The following is an 18,576-nucleotide window of genomic DNA, read 5'->3' on the forward strand; positions in this document are numbered from 1 at the left end:
GTCGGGTGTTAGAGCGCGTAGGCCCGGGCGGCGGTCCCCCCGAAGACGGCGTCGTGCTCCGTGGGGGAGATCCCCGCGAGCGCGGAGTCGAGTGCGCCGACGACGGTGCCGTAGTCCGCGGCCGCGAGCAGGCACACCGGCCAGTCGGAGCCGAACATCGCCCGCTCGGCGCCGAACACCTCGAGCACGTGCGCGATGTAGGGGGCGAGCACGGCGGCGTCCCACCGGTCCCACCGTGCCTCCGTGACCATCCCGGAGAGCTTCACGTCGACGTTCTCGCTTCGGGCGAGCTCGGCGATGAGGGTCGACCAGGGCTCGTGCGCGCCCTCGGAGATGGGGGGCTTGGCGATGTGATCCAGTACGAAGCGCAGCGCGGGAAGCCGCCGGACCGTCTCGATCGCGGCGGGGAGCTCGCGGGAGCGGACGAGGAGGTCGTAGGCGAGCTCGCGTCCTGCCACCTCGGCGAGACCGCGCTGCACGTCATCGCGGAGGAGCCACTGCGGATCCGCCTCGTCATGCACCTGATGCCGGATGCCGACCAGGGTGCCCGGAGACGAATCGATCAGACGATCCAGCGTGTCGCCGACGGCGGGGTCGGTGAGGTCGACCCAGCCGACGACACCGCGGACCCAGGGGGTCGTCGCGGCGGTCGCGAGGAACTGCTCGGTCTCGGCGACCTCCGAGACGGTCTGCACGAGCACGGTCCCGTCGATGTCGGACGTGCTCAGCGCGGGAGCCAGGTCGGCGGGAGTGAACGGGCGGCGCACCGGGTCGAGCGCGGCATCCACCATCCAGGGATAGTCGAAGTCCGCCGGGTCCCAGAAGTGGTGGTGGGCATCGATCCGCAGCGCCATCTCAGCGGCCCTCCGGGGTCGGCACGTCGTCGGGCAGCAGGCCCGTCGAGCGCAGCTCGCGCCACAGATCCCCGGGGATCGGCACCGCCAGAAGGTCGAGGTCCGCCTGGAACTCCTCCGGCGACCGCGCGCCGATCAGCAGGCTGCCGACCTCGGGGTGAGCGAGGGGGAACTGGATCGCCGCCGCGCCGAGCGGCACGTCGTACCGGTCGCACACTTCGGCGATCGCCCGGGCCTTCTCCAGCACGCCGGACGCGGCCGGCGCGTAGTCGAACCGGGCGCCCTCGGAGGGGTCCAGCAGGACACCGCTGTTGAACACCCCGCCGGCGATCACGGAGGTGCCGCGTCGACGGCAGGCGGGAAGCAGCTCCTCCATCGACGACTGGTCGAGCAGCGTGTACCGGCCGGCGAGGAGCACGACGTCGAGGTCGCACGTCTCGACCAGACGGGTCAGCACCGGGGTCTGATTCATCCCCGCGCCGATGCCCTTGACCGCGCCCTCGGCCCGGAGATCGCGCAGTGCGTGATAAGCCGTCGTGCTCGCGACGTCGAAGTGCTCGTCCGGGTCGTGCAGGTTCAGGATGTCGACGTGGTCCACGTCCAGCCGCTCGAGGCTCTCCGCGAGCGAGGTGCGCACGCCCTCGTAGCTGAAGTCCCAGATCGGACCCACATCCGGCACGTCGGTGTAGAACGGCTCGCCGTCGACGTACTGGCTCTCATCGCGGGGCGCATCGGCCCGCAGCAGACGACCGACCTTGGTGGAGATGACCACGTCGGAGCGGTGGGCGCCGAGGCCCTCCGCGAGCCGACGCTCGGCGAGCCCGTGACCGTACAGCGGGGCCGTGTCGAAGTACCGCACTCCCGACCGGTAGGCGCCCGCGACCGTGTCCGCCGCCTGCTCGTCCGAGATCGCCCCGAGGAAGTTGCCGAGGGATGCCGTCCCGAGGCCGACCCGTGGAAGCGTGAGGCCGTGGTCGCCGATGGCGACCGAATCTGTGATCCAGGTCATGATGCAGCTTTCGATCGGGAGAGCGGGACGTCTCTTCGATTCAGTCAGTGCTCCGGCGCGCGGACAATGCCGGACTGCGGATGAGCATCATCCGCAGTCCCGATATCGCCCGCGTCCGCTGCATCCGCCAACCGCATCGACGGCATCCGGGACACGCGATTGACCGCTCGGAGCGCCCCGTGACCGAATGGATGACGGGCCGAGGGGCCCCGGAAGAAGGAGCTTGTCCATGGTTGTCGAACTGCCGAGCGCTCGCGGAGTGCTCTCCACGGAGGTCTCCGATCTCCTCCTCGGAGACGAGGCCAGCGAGATCGTGTCGATCGAGACGTTCGCGCTCGCGGTCCCGCTGCGCACCCCGATCGCGGATGCCACGGCCGCGATGACGCACTGGACGGTCCCGGTCGTGCAGATCACCACGCGCGACGGCCGGGTCGGCACCGGGATCAGCGGCGTGCACACGGCGCCCGAGCTGCTGTGCGACGTGATCAGCGACTACTACGCACCCGCCCTGCTCGGCACCTCGTCGGAGGACATCCTCGGCACCTGGAAGCGGCTGTACTGGCTGCCGACGCACTGGGTGGGCCGCGCGGGTGCCGTGCACATGGCACTGGCGATGGTCGACATCGCGCTGTGGGACCTCGCGGCGCAGCGGGCGGGAGTGCCGCTGTGGCGTCTGCTCGGCGGAACGGCGGAGCCCGTGCAGGCCTACAACACCGACGGCGGCTGGCTGAACCTGAGCGAGACCGAGCTCGTACGCGACCTCTCCTCGCTGATCGACGGCGGCTGGCGGCGCGTGAAGATCAAGGTGGGCAAGGCCGACTGGCGCGAGGACGCCCGCCGCTCCCGCGCGGTCCGCAAGGCCATCGGCGACGACGTGACCCTGATGTGCGACGCCAACCAGCGCTGGGACCTCTCCACCGCGAACCGCCTGCTGCCGGTGTTCGAGGAGGTGCAGATGGACTGGGTCGAGGAGCCGCTGCATGCGGACGACCTCGAAGGGCATGCGGCTCTGCAGGCGAAGACCTCGCTCGACATCGCCTCGGGGGAGAGCATCTACAGCTTCCAGCAGTTCAGCAGCTTCATCGCGCATGACGCCATCCGGGTGGTGCAGGTGGACGTGACGCGGGTCGGCGGAGTGACGGAGTGGATGCAGGTGGCCGCGCACGCCGCGGCACGCGGGCTGCGCGTGGCCCCGCACGCCGGTGACATGATGCAGGTCCACCAGCACCTCGTCGGGACGGTGCTGTCGGATGTGGCTCCGCTGATCGAGTTCATCCCCTGGACGCAGCACGCCTTCGCGGAGCGCAGCGTCATCCGGGAGGGGTACCTGGAGCGTCCGCAGCAGCCGGGCGCCTCCACCGCGATCGCTCCGGACGCGCGGCAGAACTGGCAGCTGCGAGGAGTCGGCGCGCTGCGGCGCCTGTGAGGCGCGAGGCTCACTCGGAACCGAGAAGGGGTCCCGACGCGAATCGCGTCGGGACCCCTTCTCCGTCATCGGCGGGGGTGGTGTCGTCGGCGGGCGGCGGCCCGTGCCGTCAGCGCACCGCCTCGACGTTCTGCGCCGCCCAGTAGGTGCCGTCGGGGAAGGCGTACTCGGCGATGGACTCGTCGTGGATCTGCGCGCTGTAGCCGGGGCGGCCGGGCATCGTGTAGTGCCCGTTCTCGACGATGCACGGGTCCGTGAAGTGCTCGTGCAGGTGGTCGACGAACTCGGTGACCCGGTCGTCGAGCGTGGCCGACACCGCGACGTAGTCGAAGATCGACAGGTGCTGCACGAGCTCGCAGAGCCCGACTCCGCCAGCGTGCGGGCACACCGGGATGCCGAACTTGGCCGCCATCAGGTAGACCGCGACGATCTCGTTCACGCTGCCGAGGCGGGCGGAGTCGAGCTGGCAGAAGTCGATGGCCTCGGCCTGGAACATCTGCTTGAACAGCACCCGGTTCATGCCGTGCTCGCCGGTAGCGACGCCGATCGGTGCGACCGCGCGACGGACGGCCGCGTGCCCGAGGATGTCGTCCGGGTTCGTGGGCTCCTCGATCCACAGCGGCCGGAACTCGGCGAGGCGCTCCATCGAGGCGATCGCCTGCGGGACGTCCCACACCTGGTTCGCGTCGATCATCAGATTCACGTCCCAGCCGATGACCTCGCGGGCGATCGAGAGGCGGCGCACGTCGTCCTCGATGTCGCCGCCGACCTTGAGCTTCACGTGCGTGTAGCCCTCGTCGAGCGCTTCGGTGAGCAGGCGGCGCAGCTTCTCGTCGCTGTAGCCGAGCCAGCCGGCACTCGTCGTGTAGCAGGGGTAGCCGCCGATGCTCTCGAGGTGCGCGATGCGCTCGGCGCGGGTGTCGACGTTCGCGCGGAGGATCTCGAGCGCCTCGTCCTCGGTGAGGGCGTCCGACAGGTAGCTGAGGTCGGCGACCTCCACGAGCTGCTCGGGGGACATCTCGGCGAGCAGACGCCACAGCGGCTTCTCCGCACGACGTGCCGCGAGGTCCCACATGGCGTTCATGACCGCGGCCAGGGCGAGGTGCACGACGCCCTTGTCCGGGCCGAGCCAGCGCAGGTGCGTGTCGGACTTCATCTCGCGGTAGACCTCGCCGAGGTGGGCGACGAGCTCGTCGACGTCGCGTCCGAGGAACGGGAGCGCGCGCTGGCGGGCCGTCTCCGCGACGATGTCGGTTCCGCGACCGATCGTGAACGTGAAGCCGTAGCCGGCGAGGCCCGGCTCGTCGGTCTCGAGCACGACGTAGGCCGCCGAGTAGTCGATGTCCTTGTTCATCGCGTCGGACCCGTCCATCGTGATGGACGTCGGGAAGCGGATGTCGTGGACACGCACGCTGGTCAGGATGGGCACAGAGATCTCTCTTCTTCGTTCGGGGGTGGCTCGACAGCGCTGAGGGCGGCCGATCCTCCCATTGCCCCACACCGCGCCGCGCGCATCAACGGCGTCCTGCGGATGCCCTGCATCCGTCCTCCGGATGCACGCCCGCGCTCAGGCGTCGGCGGGCACGGGCTCGGTGCCCGCGGGCAGGGGAGCGGCCAGCACGGCGTCGATGAACGCCTTCGACGCCCGGCTCAGCGGCCGTTCGGAGTGCCACCACACGCCCACGTCGCGGAAGCGGTTCAGGCCCGAGATCGGACGGACCTCGAGACCGTCGGAGCGCACCATGTCGGTGGCGAGCTGGTTCACGACGCCGATGCCGAGACCGGCGCGGACCATCGACGCCAGGGTCGTCGGCTGCTGCGAGACCATCCCGAGGGGGATCTCGACGAACGCGGCGTGCAGGGCGGCCTCCGCCTCGTACCCGAGGTAGGAGTCGAGGAGCGGGTTCCCGATCGTGATCACGCGGCTGTCGGCGATCTCGGCGAGGTCGATGGTCTCCCGCTCGCAGAGCTCGTGCCCGGTCGGCAGCAGCACCAGGAACGACTCCCGCCAGAGCGGTCGGCTGATGAACGCGTGGTCGGCCGGCTCCGGGCGGAGCGGGCGGAGGGCGACCGTGACACGGCGGTCGCCGAGCGCTGATTCGATCGACTGCACGTCGCCGTCGAGCACGCCGACCTCGAGGTCCGGATGCTCGTCCTTGAGGCCGGCGAGCACCCCGGGGAGAAAGCTCGAACTCGCGCTCGCGAAGCTCGCGACACGGAGCGAGCCGCGCAGCGCGGCGCCGTCCTGACGGCCGTCGACCAGGTCGTCGGCGGCGGTCAGCACCGCCCTCGCCTTGGGAAGCAGGGCGCGGCCCTCCTCGGTGAGCGCGAGCGGGCGCACACGACGTTCGATGAGGACGCGTCCCAGCGCCCGCTCGAGGTTCGCGATGTGCGCGGACACGCGCGGCTGGGACAGGTGGATCGCCTCCGCCGCCTTGGAGAAGCCGCCGGCGTCGACCACCTCGACCCAGGTGCGCAGCCACACGAGTTCGAACTTCGGGGCATTCGAGGAGATCGTCACGCCGGGCCCTCAGCTCGTCAGGGTCTGGTGCAGCATCGAGTGCACGACCGAGGCTGCCGCGCCGCGCGCCCAGTCCTCGAAGGTGTGCGTGCGGGTGATGATCCGGCAGTCGCGCACGGCGCCGAAGGCATGCTGCTCGAACGCGGCGCGCAGGTGCTGCTCGAACAGGTCGTAGTTCGTCACGGACTCGCCGGCGACGAGCACGACGCTCGGACCCACGAGGTTCGCCATGGTCGCGATGGCCAGGCCGATCATGGATCCGGCGGCTTCGAACGCGGCCACGGCGTCGTCGTCGCCGGCGCGGCCGAGCTCCACCGCGTCCTGCATCGAGAGGAACGGCGCGTTCTTCGCCGAGCGGATGCGCGCGAGGATCGCCGCAGACGAGGCCACGGTCTCGACGCATCCTCGGCGACCGCACGTGCAGCGCTCGCCGGTCGTCGCGAGCGGGAGGTGTCCCAGCTCGCCCGAGACGCCGAGAGCGCCCTCGACGACATCGCCGTTGACGTAGAGGCCGCACCCGATGCCCACGCCGATCGTGACGATCGCGAACGAGTGCGAGTCGACGCCGATGCCGAACCACTCCTCGGCGATGGCGAGGGCGCGGACGTCGTTCTCGATCACGATCGGGAAGGGGATCCGCGAGCCCAGCAGGCTGCGCAGCTGCACCTGCGACCAGTTCAGCCGGGGGGAGTCGCGTACGATGCCGTGCTCCTTGTCCACGTCGCCCGAGACGGCGACGCCGACGCCGACGATCCGGTCGGCGGTCGGTCCGAGGGCGTCCACCAGCGCGTCGACGACCTCGGCGATCGCCTCCACGACGTCGTCGACCGCGATGCTCGCGAGGGGGCGGTGGATCGAGTGCAGCACGTTGGCGCGGATCGTGGTCGCCACGGCGAAGATCTCGTCGACCCGGACGGTGACGCCGATCGTGACCTGCGCGTCCTCGATCACGCTGATCGGCTGCACTGGCCGTCCGGGAGTCGACGACGGGGCCGCGTCATGGGTGGAGATGAGTCCGCGGAGGTCGAGCCGGTTCACCGCCTTGGTGACGGCGGCCTGCGAGAGCCCGGTCCGCTGTGCCACGGTCACCCTCGCGACCGGCCCGTGCTTGAGCAGATCGGCGAACACCGTGGTCACGGCGGGGGCTTCGCGGAACTCTCCGGGGACGGTCGAGGTCTGCGGCTCCTCTTCGACCGACGTCGGCGTCTGCGTCATCCGGGCTCCTTCGCTGGTGGTCGTCGCTGGTCCTGCCATAGCTCGCCTCGGCAGCGAGGGCGAGATTAACTTTCGAATGTCAATCATATGTGAATCCGATATCGGCGCAACAGAAGGAGAACGCCAATCCGAGTTACTTGACAAGTTATTCTAATTGCGCTTACAGTCATCCCAGTCCTGCTCTCGTCGGCAGTTCTCGATGGGTCAGAAAGTCGAAGGAGACCTCCATGGCAACGACCGCCGCGCCGCGCAGAAACGCCCCAGGGCGTGCACACGGACTGGCGAGCAGGCGGAATCCGTCGCACCGCAACGACTGGAAGCTCGCCCTCCTCCTGATCGCCCCCGCGGTCCTCGGATTCGCGGTGTTCGCGGTGTACCCGACGCTCCGCGGCATCTACCTCAGCTTCACCGACTTCCAGGTGCTCTCGCCGCCGGAATGGACCGGCCTGGAGAACATCCAGACCCTGCTCGGCGACAAGATGTTCTGGCAGTCGCTCGGCATCACCTTCTACTTCGTCGCCCTGTCCGTCGTGTTCGGCATCCTGGTGTCCCTCGTCACCGCGGTGATCCTGCACCGCCTCACCGGTTCCCCCTTCATCCGCGGGCTCGTCATCCTCCCGTTCCTCATCTCGGGCGTGGTCGCCGCCCTCGTCTGGCAGTGGATGCTGGATCCCCAGCTCGGCATCGTCAACATCGCCCTCGAGGCGCTGACGGGGGAGCGGATCAAGTTCCTCAGTTCGCCCGAGTGGGTCATCCCCTCGGTCGCCGCCATCAGCGTGTGGAAGTCGATGGGCTACAACGCCATCCTCATCGTCGCCGGCCTCTCCACCATCCCGAACGAGGTCTACGAGGCGGGACGCCTGGACGGCGCCTCCGAGATCCAGATGTTCCGTCGCCTGACCATCCCGCTGCTGCGGCCCATCCTCGCGATGGTCATCGTGCTCACCGTCATCAGCGCGTTCCAGGTGTTCGACATCGTCGCGGTGACCACGAAGGGAGGGCCCGCGAACTCCTCGAACGTGCTGCAGATGTACATCTACGACAAGGCGTTCAACCAGTTCGACTTCGGCTACGCGGCGACCATGTCGCTCTCCCTGTTCGTGATGCTCATCGCGATCACCTTCCTCCAGATGCGGCTGCTCCGAGCCGACGAATCCGACACGAACTGAGTGAACATGACCGTCATCCCGACCGCACCCCTCGCGGCGCCCGAAGGCATCGAGTCCCGCCGGAAGCGCCGTGCTCCCCGCAAGCCCGTCCGTCCCTTCTCCTGGGGCCGCGTGCTCGCCTGGACGTACGTGATCGCCTTCCTCCTGGTCACGGTGTTCCCCTTCTACTGGATCCTGCGCACCTCGCTGTCGAACAACTTCGCGCTCAGCACCGACCCCGGCTCGTTCCTCCCCGTCGGCTTCTCGTTCGACGCGTTCGCCCGCGTGCTCGGGTTCGCCAGCCGGGACGAGGCGCTCGCCGCCGGCGGTTCCGGTGCGTCGATCGACATCCTGCTGTCCGTCCGCAACTCCGTGATCTATGCGGGGCTCATGACCGTCATCGTCGTCACGGCATCGGCGCTCGCGGCCTACGCGTTCGCCCGACTGCAGTGGCGCGGGCGCAACTTCGTGTTCTCGCTCCTGCTGACCGCGCTGATGGTGCCGGGCATCCTCACACTGCTGCCGAACTTCGTGCTCATCAACGATCTCGGGCTGCTGAACACGTTCGCGGGTCTGCTCCTGCCGGGCGCCCTCTTCTCCGCCTTCAACATCTTCTTCCTGCGGCAGTTCATGCTCGGCCTGAGCGCCGAGGTGGAGGAGGCCGCCCTCATCGACGGGGCCGGCCCGTGGAAGACGATGTTCCGGATCACGCTCCCGATGACCTCGGGGCCGCTCGTCACCCTGTCGATCCTGACGTTCATCGGCACCTGGAACGACTACTTCTGGCCCCTGCTCGTCGCGAACGACGCCGAGGTGCGTCCGCTGACCCTCGCGCTCGGGGTGTTCCAGCAGGCGTCGCCGCAGAGCCAGCCCGACTTCTCCGGGCAGATGGCGGCGACCCTGATCGCCGCGCTGCCGATGCTGCTGCTGTTCATGATCTTCGGCAAGCGGATCGTGAACTCCATCGGCTTCAGCGGCATCAAGTGACAGACCTCCCGGTCCCGCCGGGAAGCGCTGCGAGGGGCGCCCGAATCCTCGAGAACCATCCCGCACCATCCATCCAGCACCATCACATCCTCTGAGAGGCAAACATGAAGACCGGAAAGATCACCGCCGCAGTCGTCGGTGTCGCACTCGTCGCAACCATGACCGGTTGCGCGGGCGGCCAAGGGGACGACGGAGGCTCGGCCACCGTCAACTGGTGGACGTGGGACCCGAACCAGGCCGCGGCCTACAGCGAGTGCATCCCCGCGTTCGAGAAGGCTCACCCCGACATCAAGGTCGAGGTCAGCCAGTACAACGTGTCCGACTACTTCACGAAGCTGACCACCGGCTTCGTCGCGAAGAACGCCCCGGACGCGTTCCAGAACAGCGTCACGTTCTTCCAGTCCTACGCGGACCAGGGGCAGATCATGCCGCTCGACGATCTCATCAAGAGCTCCGACTACGACCTCGACACCTTCGCCGTGGGCGTGGACCTGTGGAAGTTCACCGACGGCAAGCAGTACGCCCTTCCGCTGGACTGGGCAGCCACCGCCTACTACTTCAACCAGGACCAGGTGGCCGATGCCGGTCTCACCGAGGACGAGGTCAAGAACATGACCTGGAACCCGGAGGACGGCGGCACCTTCCTCGAGGTCGTCAAGCGGCTCACCGTCGACAAGAACGGCGTCCGCGGTGACGAGGCCGGCTTCGACAAGAACAACGTGGCGGTCTATGGGATCGGCTCCCTCGAGTCCGACGACAACCTCGGTCAGACCACCTGGGGTCCGCTCGCGGGCAGCGCGGGCTTCGAGCTCACCGACAAGCCCAACTGGCCGACGCAGTTCAACTACGGCGACAAGACGTTCATCGCCACGATGGACTTCGTCCGTCAGTTGAGCGAGGACGGCTTCGCGCCCAAGCTCGGTCAGTTCACGACCGGCGGGGCCGACCAGATCGGCTCCGGCCAGGTCGCGATCGTCCCCGGCGGATCGTGGGAGGCGGCGTCCATCACCAAGCTCCCCGGCGTCAAGGTCGGCATCGCTCCGGTGGTCTCGTCCGCCGACGGGAAGCGCTCGATCATCTCGAACATGAACGGCAACAACGTCTGGGCCGGCACGAAGAACAAGGACGCGACCTGGGCCTGGGTGTCGTACATGGGCTCCGAGGAGTGCCAGACCACCGCCGCGACGTTCAACGGCTCGTTCTTCCCGTCGATCGAGGCGTCGATGCAGGCGCTGGTGGAGAAGTCGGCCGCTGACGGGCTCGACCTCTCGGCGTTCGGCGACTACCAGTCGTCCGGTGCCCTGTTCTCCGCACCGGCGTACAACAACGGCGCCGCGATGGAGGCCGACATCCGTCCGCAGTTCGAGGCCTACTTCCTCGGCCAGGAAGGCGACGACCTCTGGCCGCGCCTGCAGGACCAGACGCGCGACATCATCGCCGGCTGAACCGCCCCGGTCGCGGTCGCCCTCACCGGCGGCCGCGACCGGGACGCCACAGACAACACCCCGCACCGCCCCGCACCACACCGCACCACCTCGAAGGAATCATGTCTCTCTCCGCTGCTCGTCCCGATCTGGTGCACCTCCGTGCCGCCGGCGTCAGTCTCGTCATCCAGCTCGCGGAGCCGCTGCCGCGGATCCTGCACTGGGGTGCCGACCTCGGCGACCTGAGCGCGTCCGAGGTCGAGTCCCTGCTGGTGACGTCCGCGCCCAGCGCGACGCACAACTCGACCGATGCGCCGCGTCACTTCACGGTGCTGCCCACCGAGGCCGACGCGTGGTCGGGGACGCCGGGCATCGAGGGGCGCATCGGACCGGGCGGAACGCCGTACCTGCGGTTCACGCTCGACGAGGTCGCCGTCGCCGAGCAGTCGGCGACCTTCCGGCTGACCGACGGCGGTGCGGGCGTCTCGGTCACCATGACCTTCGCGCTCGATGCCTCCAGCGGTGTCCTCGCCGCGTCCGCGGTCGTCGAGCGGGGCGCGCACGCCGACGGCGTGCTGGACCTCCACCAGCTCACCCTGATGCTGCCGCTGCCCGATCGCGCCGTCGAGGTCGTCGACTTCACGGGCAAGTGGGCGCGCGAGCGCAGCCCGCAGCGCACACCCCTCGGCTTCGGCACGCACCTGCGCGAGAGCCGTCGCGGACGGTCCTCCCTCGACTCTCCCTACCTGATGATGGCCGGCACCCCCGGGTTCGGCTTCCGCAGCGGTGAGGTGTGGGGGACGCACGTCGGCTGGAGCGGCAACCAGCGCTACCTGGTCGAGCAGCTGCCGGAGGGCGCCGGTGCGCACCGATCGACACTCGGCGGCGGCGAGCTGCTGCTCCCCGGCGAGATCGCGCTCGCTCCGGGTGAGACCTACGCCTCGCCGACCGTGTACTTCAGCTGGTCGGACCGCGGGATGGACGGCGTCGCCGACAGGTTCCACGACTGGTTCCGCGCCCGTCCGACGCATCCGGCGGATCCGCGTCCCCTCGTGCTGAACACCTGGGAGGCCGTGTACTTCGATCACGACCTCGACGCCCTGCTGCGACTGACCGACGCCGGGGCCGAGGTCGGTGTCGAGCGCGTGGTGCTCGACGACGGCTGGTTCCTCGGCCGCCGCAGCGACCGGACCGGTCTCGGCGACTGGTTCGTCGACGAGGAGGTGTGGCCCCAGGGACTGACCCCGTTCGTGGACCGCGTGCGCAGCCACGGCATGCAGTTCGGGCTCTGGTTCGAGCCGGAGATGGTCAACCTCACCTCCCGACTCGCGATCGAGCATCCGGAATGGGTGCTCGCACCGGCCGAGGCGGGCCCCTCGATCCGGCATCAGCACGTGCTCAACCTCGCCCACCCGGAGGCGTGGCGGTTCATCTTCGACCGCATCGATGCGCTGGTCGCCGAGTATCGGATCGACTACATCAAGTGGGACCACAACCGCGAGCTGCACGAAGCCGCACGGCAGGATGCGAACGGTCGTGCCGGCGTCCACGTACAGACCGAGGCCCTCTACCGGATGCTCGACGCGCTGCGTGCGAAGCACCCGGCCCTCGAGATCGAGTCCTGTGCGAGCGGCGGAGGGAGGGTCGACCTCGGGATCCTGCAGCGCACCGACCGCGTGTGGGCCTCGGATTGCAACGACCCGGAGGAGCGTCAGCGCATCCAGCGGTGGACCGGGCAGCTCGTGCCACCGGAGCTCGTCGGCACGCACGTCGGGGCGACCGAGTCGCACACGACCAAGCGCGTCACCTCGCTCTCGTTCCGCCTGATCACCGCGCTCTTCGGTCATGCGGGCATCGAGCAGAACCTCGCTGACCTGACCGCCGACGAGCGCACGGTGATCCGCGCCTGGGCCGAGCTGTACAAGGAGCAGCGCGGACTGCTGCACTCCGGCCGCGTCGTGCGCGCCGACCTGGCCGATGAGGAGAGCCTGCTGCACGGCGTGGTCGCCCGCGACGGTGCCGAGGCCCTGTTCGCCTGGGTGCGACTGGGCACCTCGGTGCCGATCCAGTCCGGGCGCATCGCGTTCCCCGGACTCGCGTCCGACACGATGTACCGGGTGCGACTGCGTGAGGAGATCGGGGCGAGCGAGCTCCACGAAGCAGAGCCGGAGTGGTTCGCCGCCGCTCGCGAGGGCCGTCTGGTGCTGCGAGGCTCCACCCTCGCCGGCCTGGGGCTGCCGATGCCGACCCTGCAGCCCCAGCAGGCGATGCTCCTGCAGCTGAGCGCCGTCTGACGGCGAGGATGGACGACATGCGTACGATCAGCACCCCTTCCGACTCACTCCGGTTCGACGGCGCCGCCGACCGCTGGTTCGACGCGCTGCCGATCGGCAACGGACGTCTCGGGGGCATGGTGTTCCACGCCCTCGCGCACGACCGGATCCAGCTCTCCGAGTCCACGGCCTGGTCCGGCGGGCCGGCGGAGCACGATGTGAACCCCGGCGCGCGCGCGAACCTGGACCGCATCCGACAGGCGCTGTTCGCCGGCGAGCACGACGAGGCCCACCGCCTCACCGAGGAGCATCTGCTGGGACGCCCCACCTCCTTCGGCACCAACCTGCCGCTGCCCGAGGTACGGGTGGACTTCGACGGCGAGGCCGCGGAGGTCGGGCGGGTGCTCGACATCGGGCAGGCCATCGCGAGCGGGCGGGCCCTTCGGGGCGGTGTGCGCCTGACGAGCGAGACCTTCTCCTCCCGCCCCGACCGGGTCCTCGTGCATCGCCTCGACGCGGATGGGGCGTTCTCGGCGCGGATCTCGGTCTCGGAGACGGCGTTCCCGCTGCGGACGACGGTCGAGGGGGACACCCTGGTCCTCACCGGGCGCGCGGTGGAGACGCTGCACAGCGATGGCGTCCAGGGAGTGCCCCTCAGCATCCGCGTGCGGGTGATCGTCGACGGCGGGAGCATCACCGCCGAAGGGGCAGGGCTCCGGGTCGCCGATGCGACCTCGCTGACGCTGCTCATCGCCGTCGGCACCGGCTGGGACGACGCGGACGAGATCCGCGACGCGGCGCAGAGCATCGCCGGAGCCGTGGCGCTCGGATACGCCGAGCTCCGCGAACGACATGTCGCAGACCACCGCGAGCTCTACGACCGCGTCTCGATCGATCTCGGGGAGACGCCGGAGCCCGTGCGCTCAGCACCCATCGACGAGCGCCGTCGACGGTACGCGGAGGGCGGGGAGGACCTCGAGCTGGAGGCGCTGTACTTCCGTTACGGCCGCTACCTGACGATCGCGGGCTCGCGGCACGACTCTCCGCTCCCGCTCGCCCTGCAGGGACTGTGGAACGACGGCCTGGCGAGCAGTGCGCCGTGGACCAACGACTTCCATCTCGACATGAACACCCAGCAGAACTACTGGGCGGCCGAGGTGACCGACCTCGGCGAGACGCAGGAGCCGCTGCTGCGCTTCGTGGAGAGGCTCAGCCGCACGGGCCGTGCGACGGCGCGAGAGATGTACGGGGCGAACGGATGGGTCGCGCACACGGTGTCGAACGCCTGGGGCTACAGCGCTCCGGGCTGGGGCATGGGGTGGGGGATGTGCCTCATCGGCGGCGCCTGGATCGCCCTGCAGCACTGGGAGCGCTGGGACTACGGTCGCGACGTCGACTTCCTGCGTGAGCGGGCCTACCCCGTGCTCAAGGGCGCGGCCGAGTTCTTCCTCGACCACATGGTCGAGCACCCGGAGTCCGGATGGCTGGTGACCGGACCCTCGGACTCGCCCGAGAACTGGTACCTGTCCGAGACGGGCCGCCAGTGCGCCGTGTCGATGGGGCCGACGGGCGACCGGGTCTTCGTCGAGGCGGTGCTGCGGATGGTGACCGAGGCGGCCGGAATCCTCGGCGTCGACGAGGAGTTCGCCGCCCGAGCGCAGCAGGCCCGTGGGCGCCTCGCCCCGTTCCGGATCGGCCGGCATGGGCAGCTGCAGGAATGGCTCGAGGACTTCGAGGAGGCCGTTCCCAGCCACCGCCACACGAGTCACCTGATGGGCCTGTTCCCCGAGCGGCAGATCGTCCCCCGACGCGATCCGGAACTCGCCCGTGCCTGCGAGGTGGTCATCGAGCGACGTGAAGCCGCCCCGGGATGGGAGCAGACGGAGTGGGCGGAGGCGAACCTGATCGCCTACTACGCACGGCTGCTGAACGGCGACACGGCCCTCGTGCACGTTCGCAACCTCATCGCCGACGCCAGCGAGTCGAACCTGATGTCGTACTCGCAGGGCGGCGTCGCGGGCGCGGCCCAGAACATCTACTCCTTCGACGGCAACGCCGGTGGCACCGCCGGCATCGCGGAGATGCTCCTGCAGTCCGACGGTGAAGAGATCGAGCTGCTGCCCGCTCTGCCCTCGTCCTGGCGCCAGGGCTCCGTGACGGGCCTCCGGGCGCGGAACCGTGTCCGGGTCGATCTGCACTGGTCCGACGGCGGCCTCGATCACGCCGTGCTCCGCTCCGACCGCGATGCGCAGGTGCGGGTCCGCGTGGGAGACGACGTGACCTCGGTGTCGCTGCGCGCGGGGGAGACGACGGTCATCCGTCCCGCGCACGACGGACTCGCCGGCGAGGGGTAGGCGCGCTGCGCGGCAGGGGGTTCCGGCGGGTCGGCGACCGACCTAGACTCTGCCCGAAGCATCCACTCGACCCGGCGATGGTCCTCCTGGACGGAGGACGACGCGGACTGCGAAGGAGGCGACGATGCAGACGCTGACGATCGATTTCATCTGCTCTCTCGACGGATACGGCGCCGCGGAGGGGTGGCCCGGATGGTGGGGGCTGGAGAGCCCCGAGTACCTCGCCTGGTTGGAGGAGGCGCCGGATCGGGACGCGCCGCTTCTCATGGGCGCCGCGACGTACCGTGTGATGTCGGCGCTGACCGGGGCGGGCGAGCCGGGGACGGACGTGCTCGAGGGGATCCCGAAGTACGTGTTCTCGTCGTCGCTCGAGGCTCCTCTCACCTGGGCCCATTCGACGCTCGTCTCCACCGACGCGGTCGAGTACGTCCGGCGGCTGAAGGAGGAGTCGGACCGTCCGCTCCGCACGATCGGCAGCATCGCGCTGTGCCGTTCGCTTCTGGAAGCGGGGCTCGTCGACCGCTACCGCGTGGTGATCTTCCCGGTGATCACCGGGGCGACCGGCACCGAGCGCATCTACGACGGCTATCCGGATGTGGCTCTCGAGCTCGTGGAGTCCCGCACGTTCGACCACCGCACCCAGCTGCTGGAGTACATCCCCACCGTGTTGGACGGCCCGCCCGGTCGATGATCGATCCGGCCGTCATCCCGCCCGGATCAGGCGCGGGACGATGGCCACCATCGCCACCATCACGAGGAGCTCGACCATCGTCTGGGTGACGACGACGAGCGGGGTCAGTGCGAAGTCGGCCGGCAGCGCGAGCGCCAGCGGGAGCACGACGAGGGAGTTGCGGGTGACGCCGCTGAACGTCACGGCCCGTCGACCGGAGAGGTCCAGCCGTGCCGTCCGTGCCAGGAGGGCGCCGAGGGGCGCGACGATCGCGGCGAACGCGACGAAGAGGGGCACGGTCAGCAGCAATCGGCCGAGGGCATCGCCGACGCCGGAGATCTGAGAGGCGACCACGGTCGCGAGCGTGAGCATCATCAGCGGGACCATCGCCGCCGGAGCTTCGCGCTCGACGGCCTGCGCGAGGGGGAGCCTCGCGGCGAGCACCTGCGTGAGCGCCGCGAGCCCGAGGGGCAGCACGATCAGCAGCACGAACGCCTCGACGAAGGGGAGGGGATCGAACGCGGCCAGGGCCTCCCCGCCCGCGAAGAGCGCCAGGAAGAGGGGGAGCAGCGCGATCTGCAGGAGCATGAGCAGGGGCGTGGCGGCCAGCAGTCGCGAGCGGTCGCCGCCCGCGAGGCCGGTGAAGACGATCACGTAGTCCACGCACGGCGTGAGCAGGACGAGCAGCACGCCCAGGAGGATCGCCTGATCGGCGGCCACCAGCCGACTCAGCCCGAACACGACCACCGGCACCACGACGAAGTTCAGGACCAGAACGACGGTGAGGAAGCGCCAGTCCGAGAAGGCCCGTCCGATGGCGGTGAACGGCACGCCGAGGAACGTCGCGAACAGCAGGAGGCCGAGCATGGGGTTGATGACCGCCTCGAGCGGCCGTGCCACCGGCGGCAGCAGCAGTCCGACGACCGCGCCGACGACGATCGACGCCAGGAAGAGGGTCACCTGATGCCGCTCTGCCCACGTCAGGACTGCGCGCACGGACACCTCCTCGCCCCCTCGATTCTGCCGGTCGCCGCACCCGATGCGATACATTGCTGTGCAGGTAGAACTTCAGGCTCTAGTACATTCCCGTGGAGTGGAGGACACATGGCACTCTCTGGCGGACCCCTGGAGCGCACGTCGATGAGCGATGAGGCGTATGCCCGTCTGCAGGAGGCGATCATCAGCGGCGAGCTCCGTCCGGGTGAGCGTCTGCGGGACTACGAGCTCGCGGAGCGACTGGGGACCTCGAAGACGCCGATCCGCCATGCGCTCGATCGTCTCGCCGACCACGGCCTGGTCGAGATGCAGCGCAACCGCTACACGCGGGTCGCTCCGATCGACCTCGACCGGGTCCGCAACGCCGTCGACCTCTTCGGCGACATCTGGATCGGCTCGGTCCGCCACGTGATGCCGCTGCTCCAGGACGACGAGGTGTCGTACCTCGCCGATCTGACCGATGAGATGTCCGCGGCGGTCAAGAAGCGCGATGTGGCGAGCTTCGGCACCGCCCTGCGTGCCGCCGCCACCGGTTTCGCGCGCATCGAGGGCAACGCCTCGCGCGCGGTGATCATCGAGCGCCTCGGACCGCAGATCCGTCGCTTCGGCGAGCACGCGCGTGACGCGTTCGACTGGGACGCCGTGAACGCGTTCGTGGTCTCGCTGCGGGAGGCCATCGTCGAGCGGGACGCCGTGAAGACCCGTGCCGTGCTGGTGCCCTTCTTCGACGAGGTGCTGCTCGCCACGATCGATCGCGCCGAGGAGCAGGAGCTCACGCGCGCCGAGGCGGAGTAGCTCCCTCCGCCGCACCGGTGGTGCGATATATTGCGAGAGGTAGAACGTCACGCTCTACCATTCGTACCCCGAAGCGGAGGACGCGATGTCACTCTCAGGCGGACCCCTCGAGCGCAGGTCGATGAGCGACGAGGCATACACCCGACTGCAGGACGCGATCATCAACGGTGAGCTCCGTCCGGGTGAGCGTCTGCGCGACTACGAGCTCGCCGAGCGACTGGGGACCTCGAAGACCCCGATCCGTCATGCGCTCGACCGTCTCGCCGACCACGGCCTGGTCGAGATGCAGCGCAACCGCTACACGCGGGTCGCTCCGATCGACCTGGATCTCGTCCGCAACGCCGTCGCGCTGCTCGGGGACATCTGGATCGGCTCGGTCCGCCACGTGATGCCGGTGCTGGAGGACGACGACGTGTCGTATCTCGTGGAGCTCACCGACGGCATGGCGGCGGCGGTCGAGCAGCGCGACGTCGTCGACTTCGGCACGGCCGTGCGTGCGGCGGCCACAGGGTTCGCGCGCATCGAGGGCAACGAGATGCGCGTGGCGATCATCGAGCGCCTCGGGCCGCAGATCCACCGATTCTCGCGGCACTCCCGGCATGAGTCCGACTGGGGCGGCATCGCGGCGTTCATCGAGGACTTCCGAGAGGCTGTCCGCGCGCGCGACGCCGTGAAGACACGGGCCGCGCTCGTCACCCTGTTCGATGACGTGGTGCCCGCGACCATCGACCGCGCCGAAGCCGAGGGCCTCGCGGAGTTCGACGAGGGCTGAGCCGGCTCCCGCCGCCGCGCTCTGGGCGAATCCATAGGAAGCGCTGCGCGAGGACCGATACTCTGGAGATCCCAAGGGGAGTACTCCGATACGGTCGGGTCGTCATTACGGATGCACGTCGCATCCCGGGCC

General features: G+C 69.4%; 15 protein-coding genes. 9 read left to right on the forward strand and 6 right to left on the reverse strand.

From position 1 onward, the window contains the following. Positions 1-8: 8 nt before the first annotated feature. Together MME74_RS03530 and MME74_RS03535 are read right to left on the reverse strand one after the other, a co-directional pair. The gene (locus MME74_RS03530; RefSeq protein WP_267417315.1) at positions 9-854 is read right to left on the reverse strand and encodes an amidohydrolase family protein; all 846 of its coding nucleotides are present in this window, start codon (positions 852-854) and stop codon (positions 9-11) included. Position 855: 1 nt separating this feature from the next. Beyond that, entirely contained in the window at positions 856-1,863 is a 1,008-nt protein-coding gene (locus MME74_RS03535) for an aldo/keto reductase (protein ID WP_267417316.1), read from the reverse strand. Between the two features lie 229 nt (positions 1,864-2,092). Here MME74_RS03535 and MME74_RS03540 point away from each other — a divergent pair, with 229 nt between their 5' ends. Beyond that, complete coding sequence (locus MME74_RS03540) at positions 2,093-3,289, forward strand: mandelate racemase/muconate lactonizing enzyme family protein (protein WP_267417317.1); 1,197 nt, start codon at positions 2,093-2,095, stop codon at positions 3,287-3,289. Between the two features lie 109 nt (positions 3,290-3,398). Here MME74_RS03540 and MME74_RS03545 read toward each other — a convergent pair whose 3' ends face one another. The 3 genes from MME74_RS03545 to MME74_RS03555 form a co-directional block, all read right to left on the reverse strand. Then, positions 3,399-4,718 carry an enolase C-terminal domain-like protein gene (locus MME74_RS03545; RefSeq protein WP_267417318.1) on the reverse strand — a complete coding sequence of 440 codons (1,320 nt, stop codon included), beginning with the start codon at positions 4,716-4,718 and terminating at the stop codon, positions 3,399-3,401. Between the two features lie 138 nt (positions 4,719-4,856). After that, entirely contained in the window at positions 4,857-5,810 is a 954-nt protein-coding gene (locus MME74_RS03550) for a LysR family transcriptional regulator (RefSeq protein ID WP_267417319.1), read from the reverse strand. Positions 5,811-5,819: 9 nt separating this feature from the next. Continuing rightward, positions 5,820-7,025 (reverse strand): ROK family transcriptional regulator, encoded by a 1,206-nt coding sequence (locus MME74_RS03555; RefSeq protein WP_267417320.1) that lies wholly within the window; start codon positions 7,023-7,025, stop codon positions 5,820-5,822. A gap of 227 nt (positions 7,026-7,252) precedes the next feature. Between MME74_RS03555 and MME74_RS03560 the strand changes: the two genes are divergently transcribed. The 6 genes from MME74_RS03560 (at position 7,253) to MME74_RS03585 (ending at position 15,902) form a co-directional block, all read left to right on the forward strand. After that, the gene (locus MME74_RS03560; RefSeq protein ID WP_267417321.1) at positions 7,253-8,194 is read left to right on the forward strand and encodes a carbohydrate ABC transporter permease; all 942 of its coding nucleotides are present in this window, start codon (positions 7,253-7,255) and stop codon (positions 8,192-8,194) included. Positions 8,195-8,200: 6 nt separating this feature from the next. After that, positions 8,201-9,160 carry a carbohydrate ABC transporter permease gene (locus tag MME74_RS03565; protein ID WP_267417322.1) on the forward strand — a complete coding sequence of 320 codons (960 nt, stop codon included), beginning with the start codon at positions 8,201-8,203 and terminating at the stop codon, positions 9,158-9,160. Positions 9,161-9,264: 104 nt separating this feature from the next. Continuing rightward, positions 9,265-10,605: an ABC transporter substrate-binding protein gene (locus MME74_RS03570; RefSeq protein WP_267417323.1), complete on the forward strand. Its 1,341-nt coding sequence runs from the start codon at positions 9,265-9,267 to the stop codon at positions 10,603-10,605. Positions 10,606-10,706: 101 nt separating this feature from the next. Continuing rightward, positions 10,707-12,878 (forward strand): alpha-galactosidase, encoded by a 2,172-nt coding sequence (locus tag MME74_RS03575; RefSeq protein WP_267417324.1) that lies wholly within the window; start codon positions 10,707-10,709, stop codon positions 12,876-12,878. Between the two features lie 17 nt (positions 12,879-12,895). Further along, positions 12,896-15,211 (forward strand): glycoside hydrolase family 95 protein, encoded by a 2,316-nt coding sequence (locus MME74_RS03580; RefSeq protein ID WP_267417325.1) that lies wholly within the window; start codon positions 12,896-12,898, stop codon positions 15,209-15,211. Positions 15,212-15,335: 124 nt separating this feature from the next. Next, on the forward strand, positions 15,336-15,902 hold the full coding sequence (locus tag MME74_RS03585) for a dihydrofolate reductase family protein (RefSeq protein ID WP_267417326.1): 567 nt from the start codon (positions 15,336-15,338) through the stop codon (positions 15,900-15,902). 12 nt (positions 15,903-15,914) lie between these two features. Here MME74_RS03585 and MME74_RS03590 read toward each other — a convergent pair whose 3' ends face one another. Continuing rightward, positions 15,915-16,877, reverse strand: coding sequence for a bile acid:sodium symporter (locus tag MME74_RS03590; RefSeq protein WP_267417327.1), 963 nt, complete (start codon positions 16,875-16,877; stop codon positions 15,915-15,917). A 108-nt stretch (positions 16,878-16,985) separates the two neighbouring features. Here MME74_RS03590 and MME74_RS03595 point away from each other — a divergent pair, with 108 nt between their 5' ends. Together MME74_RS03595 and MME74_RS03600 are read left to right on the forward strand one after the other, a co-directional pair. Then, entirely contained in the window at positions 16,986-17,672 is a 687-nt protein-coding gene (locus MME74_RS03595) for a GntR family transcriptional regulator (protein WP_267417328.1), read from the forward strand. Positions 17,673-17,793: 121 nt separating this feature from the next. Beyond that, entirely contained in the window at positions 17,794-18,444 is a 651-nt protein-coding gene (locus MME74_RS03600) for a GntR family transcriptional regulator (RefSeq protein ID WP_267417329.1), read from the forward strand. Positions 18,445-18,576 lie beyond the last annotated feature (132 nt).

The sequence above is a fragment of the Microbacterium oxydans genome (genome assembly GCF_026559675.1).
Taxonomy (GTDB): domain Bacteria; phylum Actinomycetota; class Actinomycetes; order Actinomycetales; family Microbacteriaceae; genus Microbacterium; species Microbacterium oxydans_D.

Coding starts and splice junctions, on each gene's coding strand:
- MME74_RS03530 (WP_267417315.1), bottom strand. CDS start 854: ATGGCGCTGCGGATCGATGCCCACCACCACTTCTGGGACCCGGCGGAC.
- MME74_RS03535 (WP_267417316.1), bottom strand. CDS start 1,863: ATGACCTGGATCACAGATTCGGTCGCCATCGGCGACCACGGCCTCACG.
- MME74_RS03540 (WP_267417317.1), top strand. CDS start 2,093: ATGGTTGTCGAACTGCCGAGCGCTCGCGGAGTGCTCTCCACGGAGGTC.
- MME74_RS03555 (WP_267417320.1), bottom strand. CDS start 7,025: ATGACGCAGACGCCGACGTCGGTCGAAGAGGAGCCGCAGACCTCGACC.
- MME74_RS03560 (WP_267417321.1), top strand. CDS start 7,253: ATGGCAACGACCGCCGCGCCGCGCAGAAACGCCCCAGGGCGTGCACAC.
- MME74_RS03565 (WP_267417322.1), top strand. CDS start 8,201: ATGACCGTCATCCCGACCGCACCCCTCGCGGCGCCCGAAGGCATCGAG.
- MME74_RS03570 (WP_267417323.1), top strand. CDS start 9,265: ATGAAGACCGGAAAGATCACCGCCGCAGTCGTCGGTGTCGCACTCGTC.
- MME74_RS03575 (WP_267417324.1), top strand. CDS start 10,707: ATGTCTCTCTCCGCTGCTCGTCCCGATCTGGTGCACCTCCGTGCCGCC.
- MME74_RS03580 (WP_267417325.1), top strand. CDS start 12,896: ATGCGTACGATCAGCACCCCTTCCGACTCACTCCGGTTCGACGGCGCC.
- MME74_RS03585 (WP_267417326.1), top strand. CDS start 15,336: ATGCAGACGCTGACGATCGATTTCATCTGCTCTCTCGACGGATACGGC.
- MME74_RS03595 (WP_267417328.1), top strand. CDS start 16,986: ATGGCACTCTCTGGCGGACCCCTGGAGCGCACGTCGATGAGCGATGAG.
- MME74_RS03600 (WP_267417329.1), top strand. CDS start 17,794: ATGAGCGACGAGGCATACACCCGACTGCAGGACGCGATCATCAACGGT.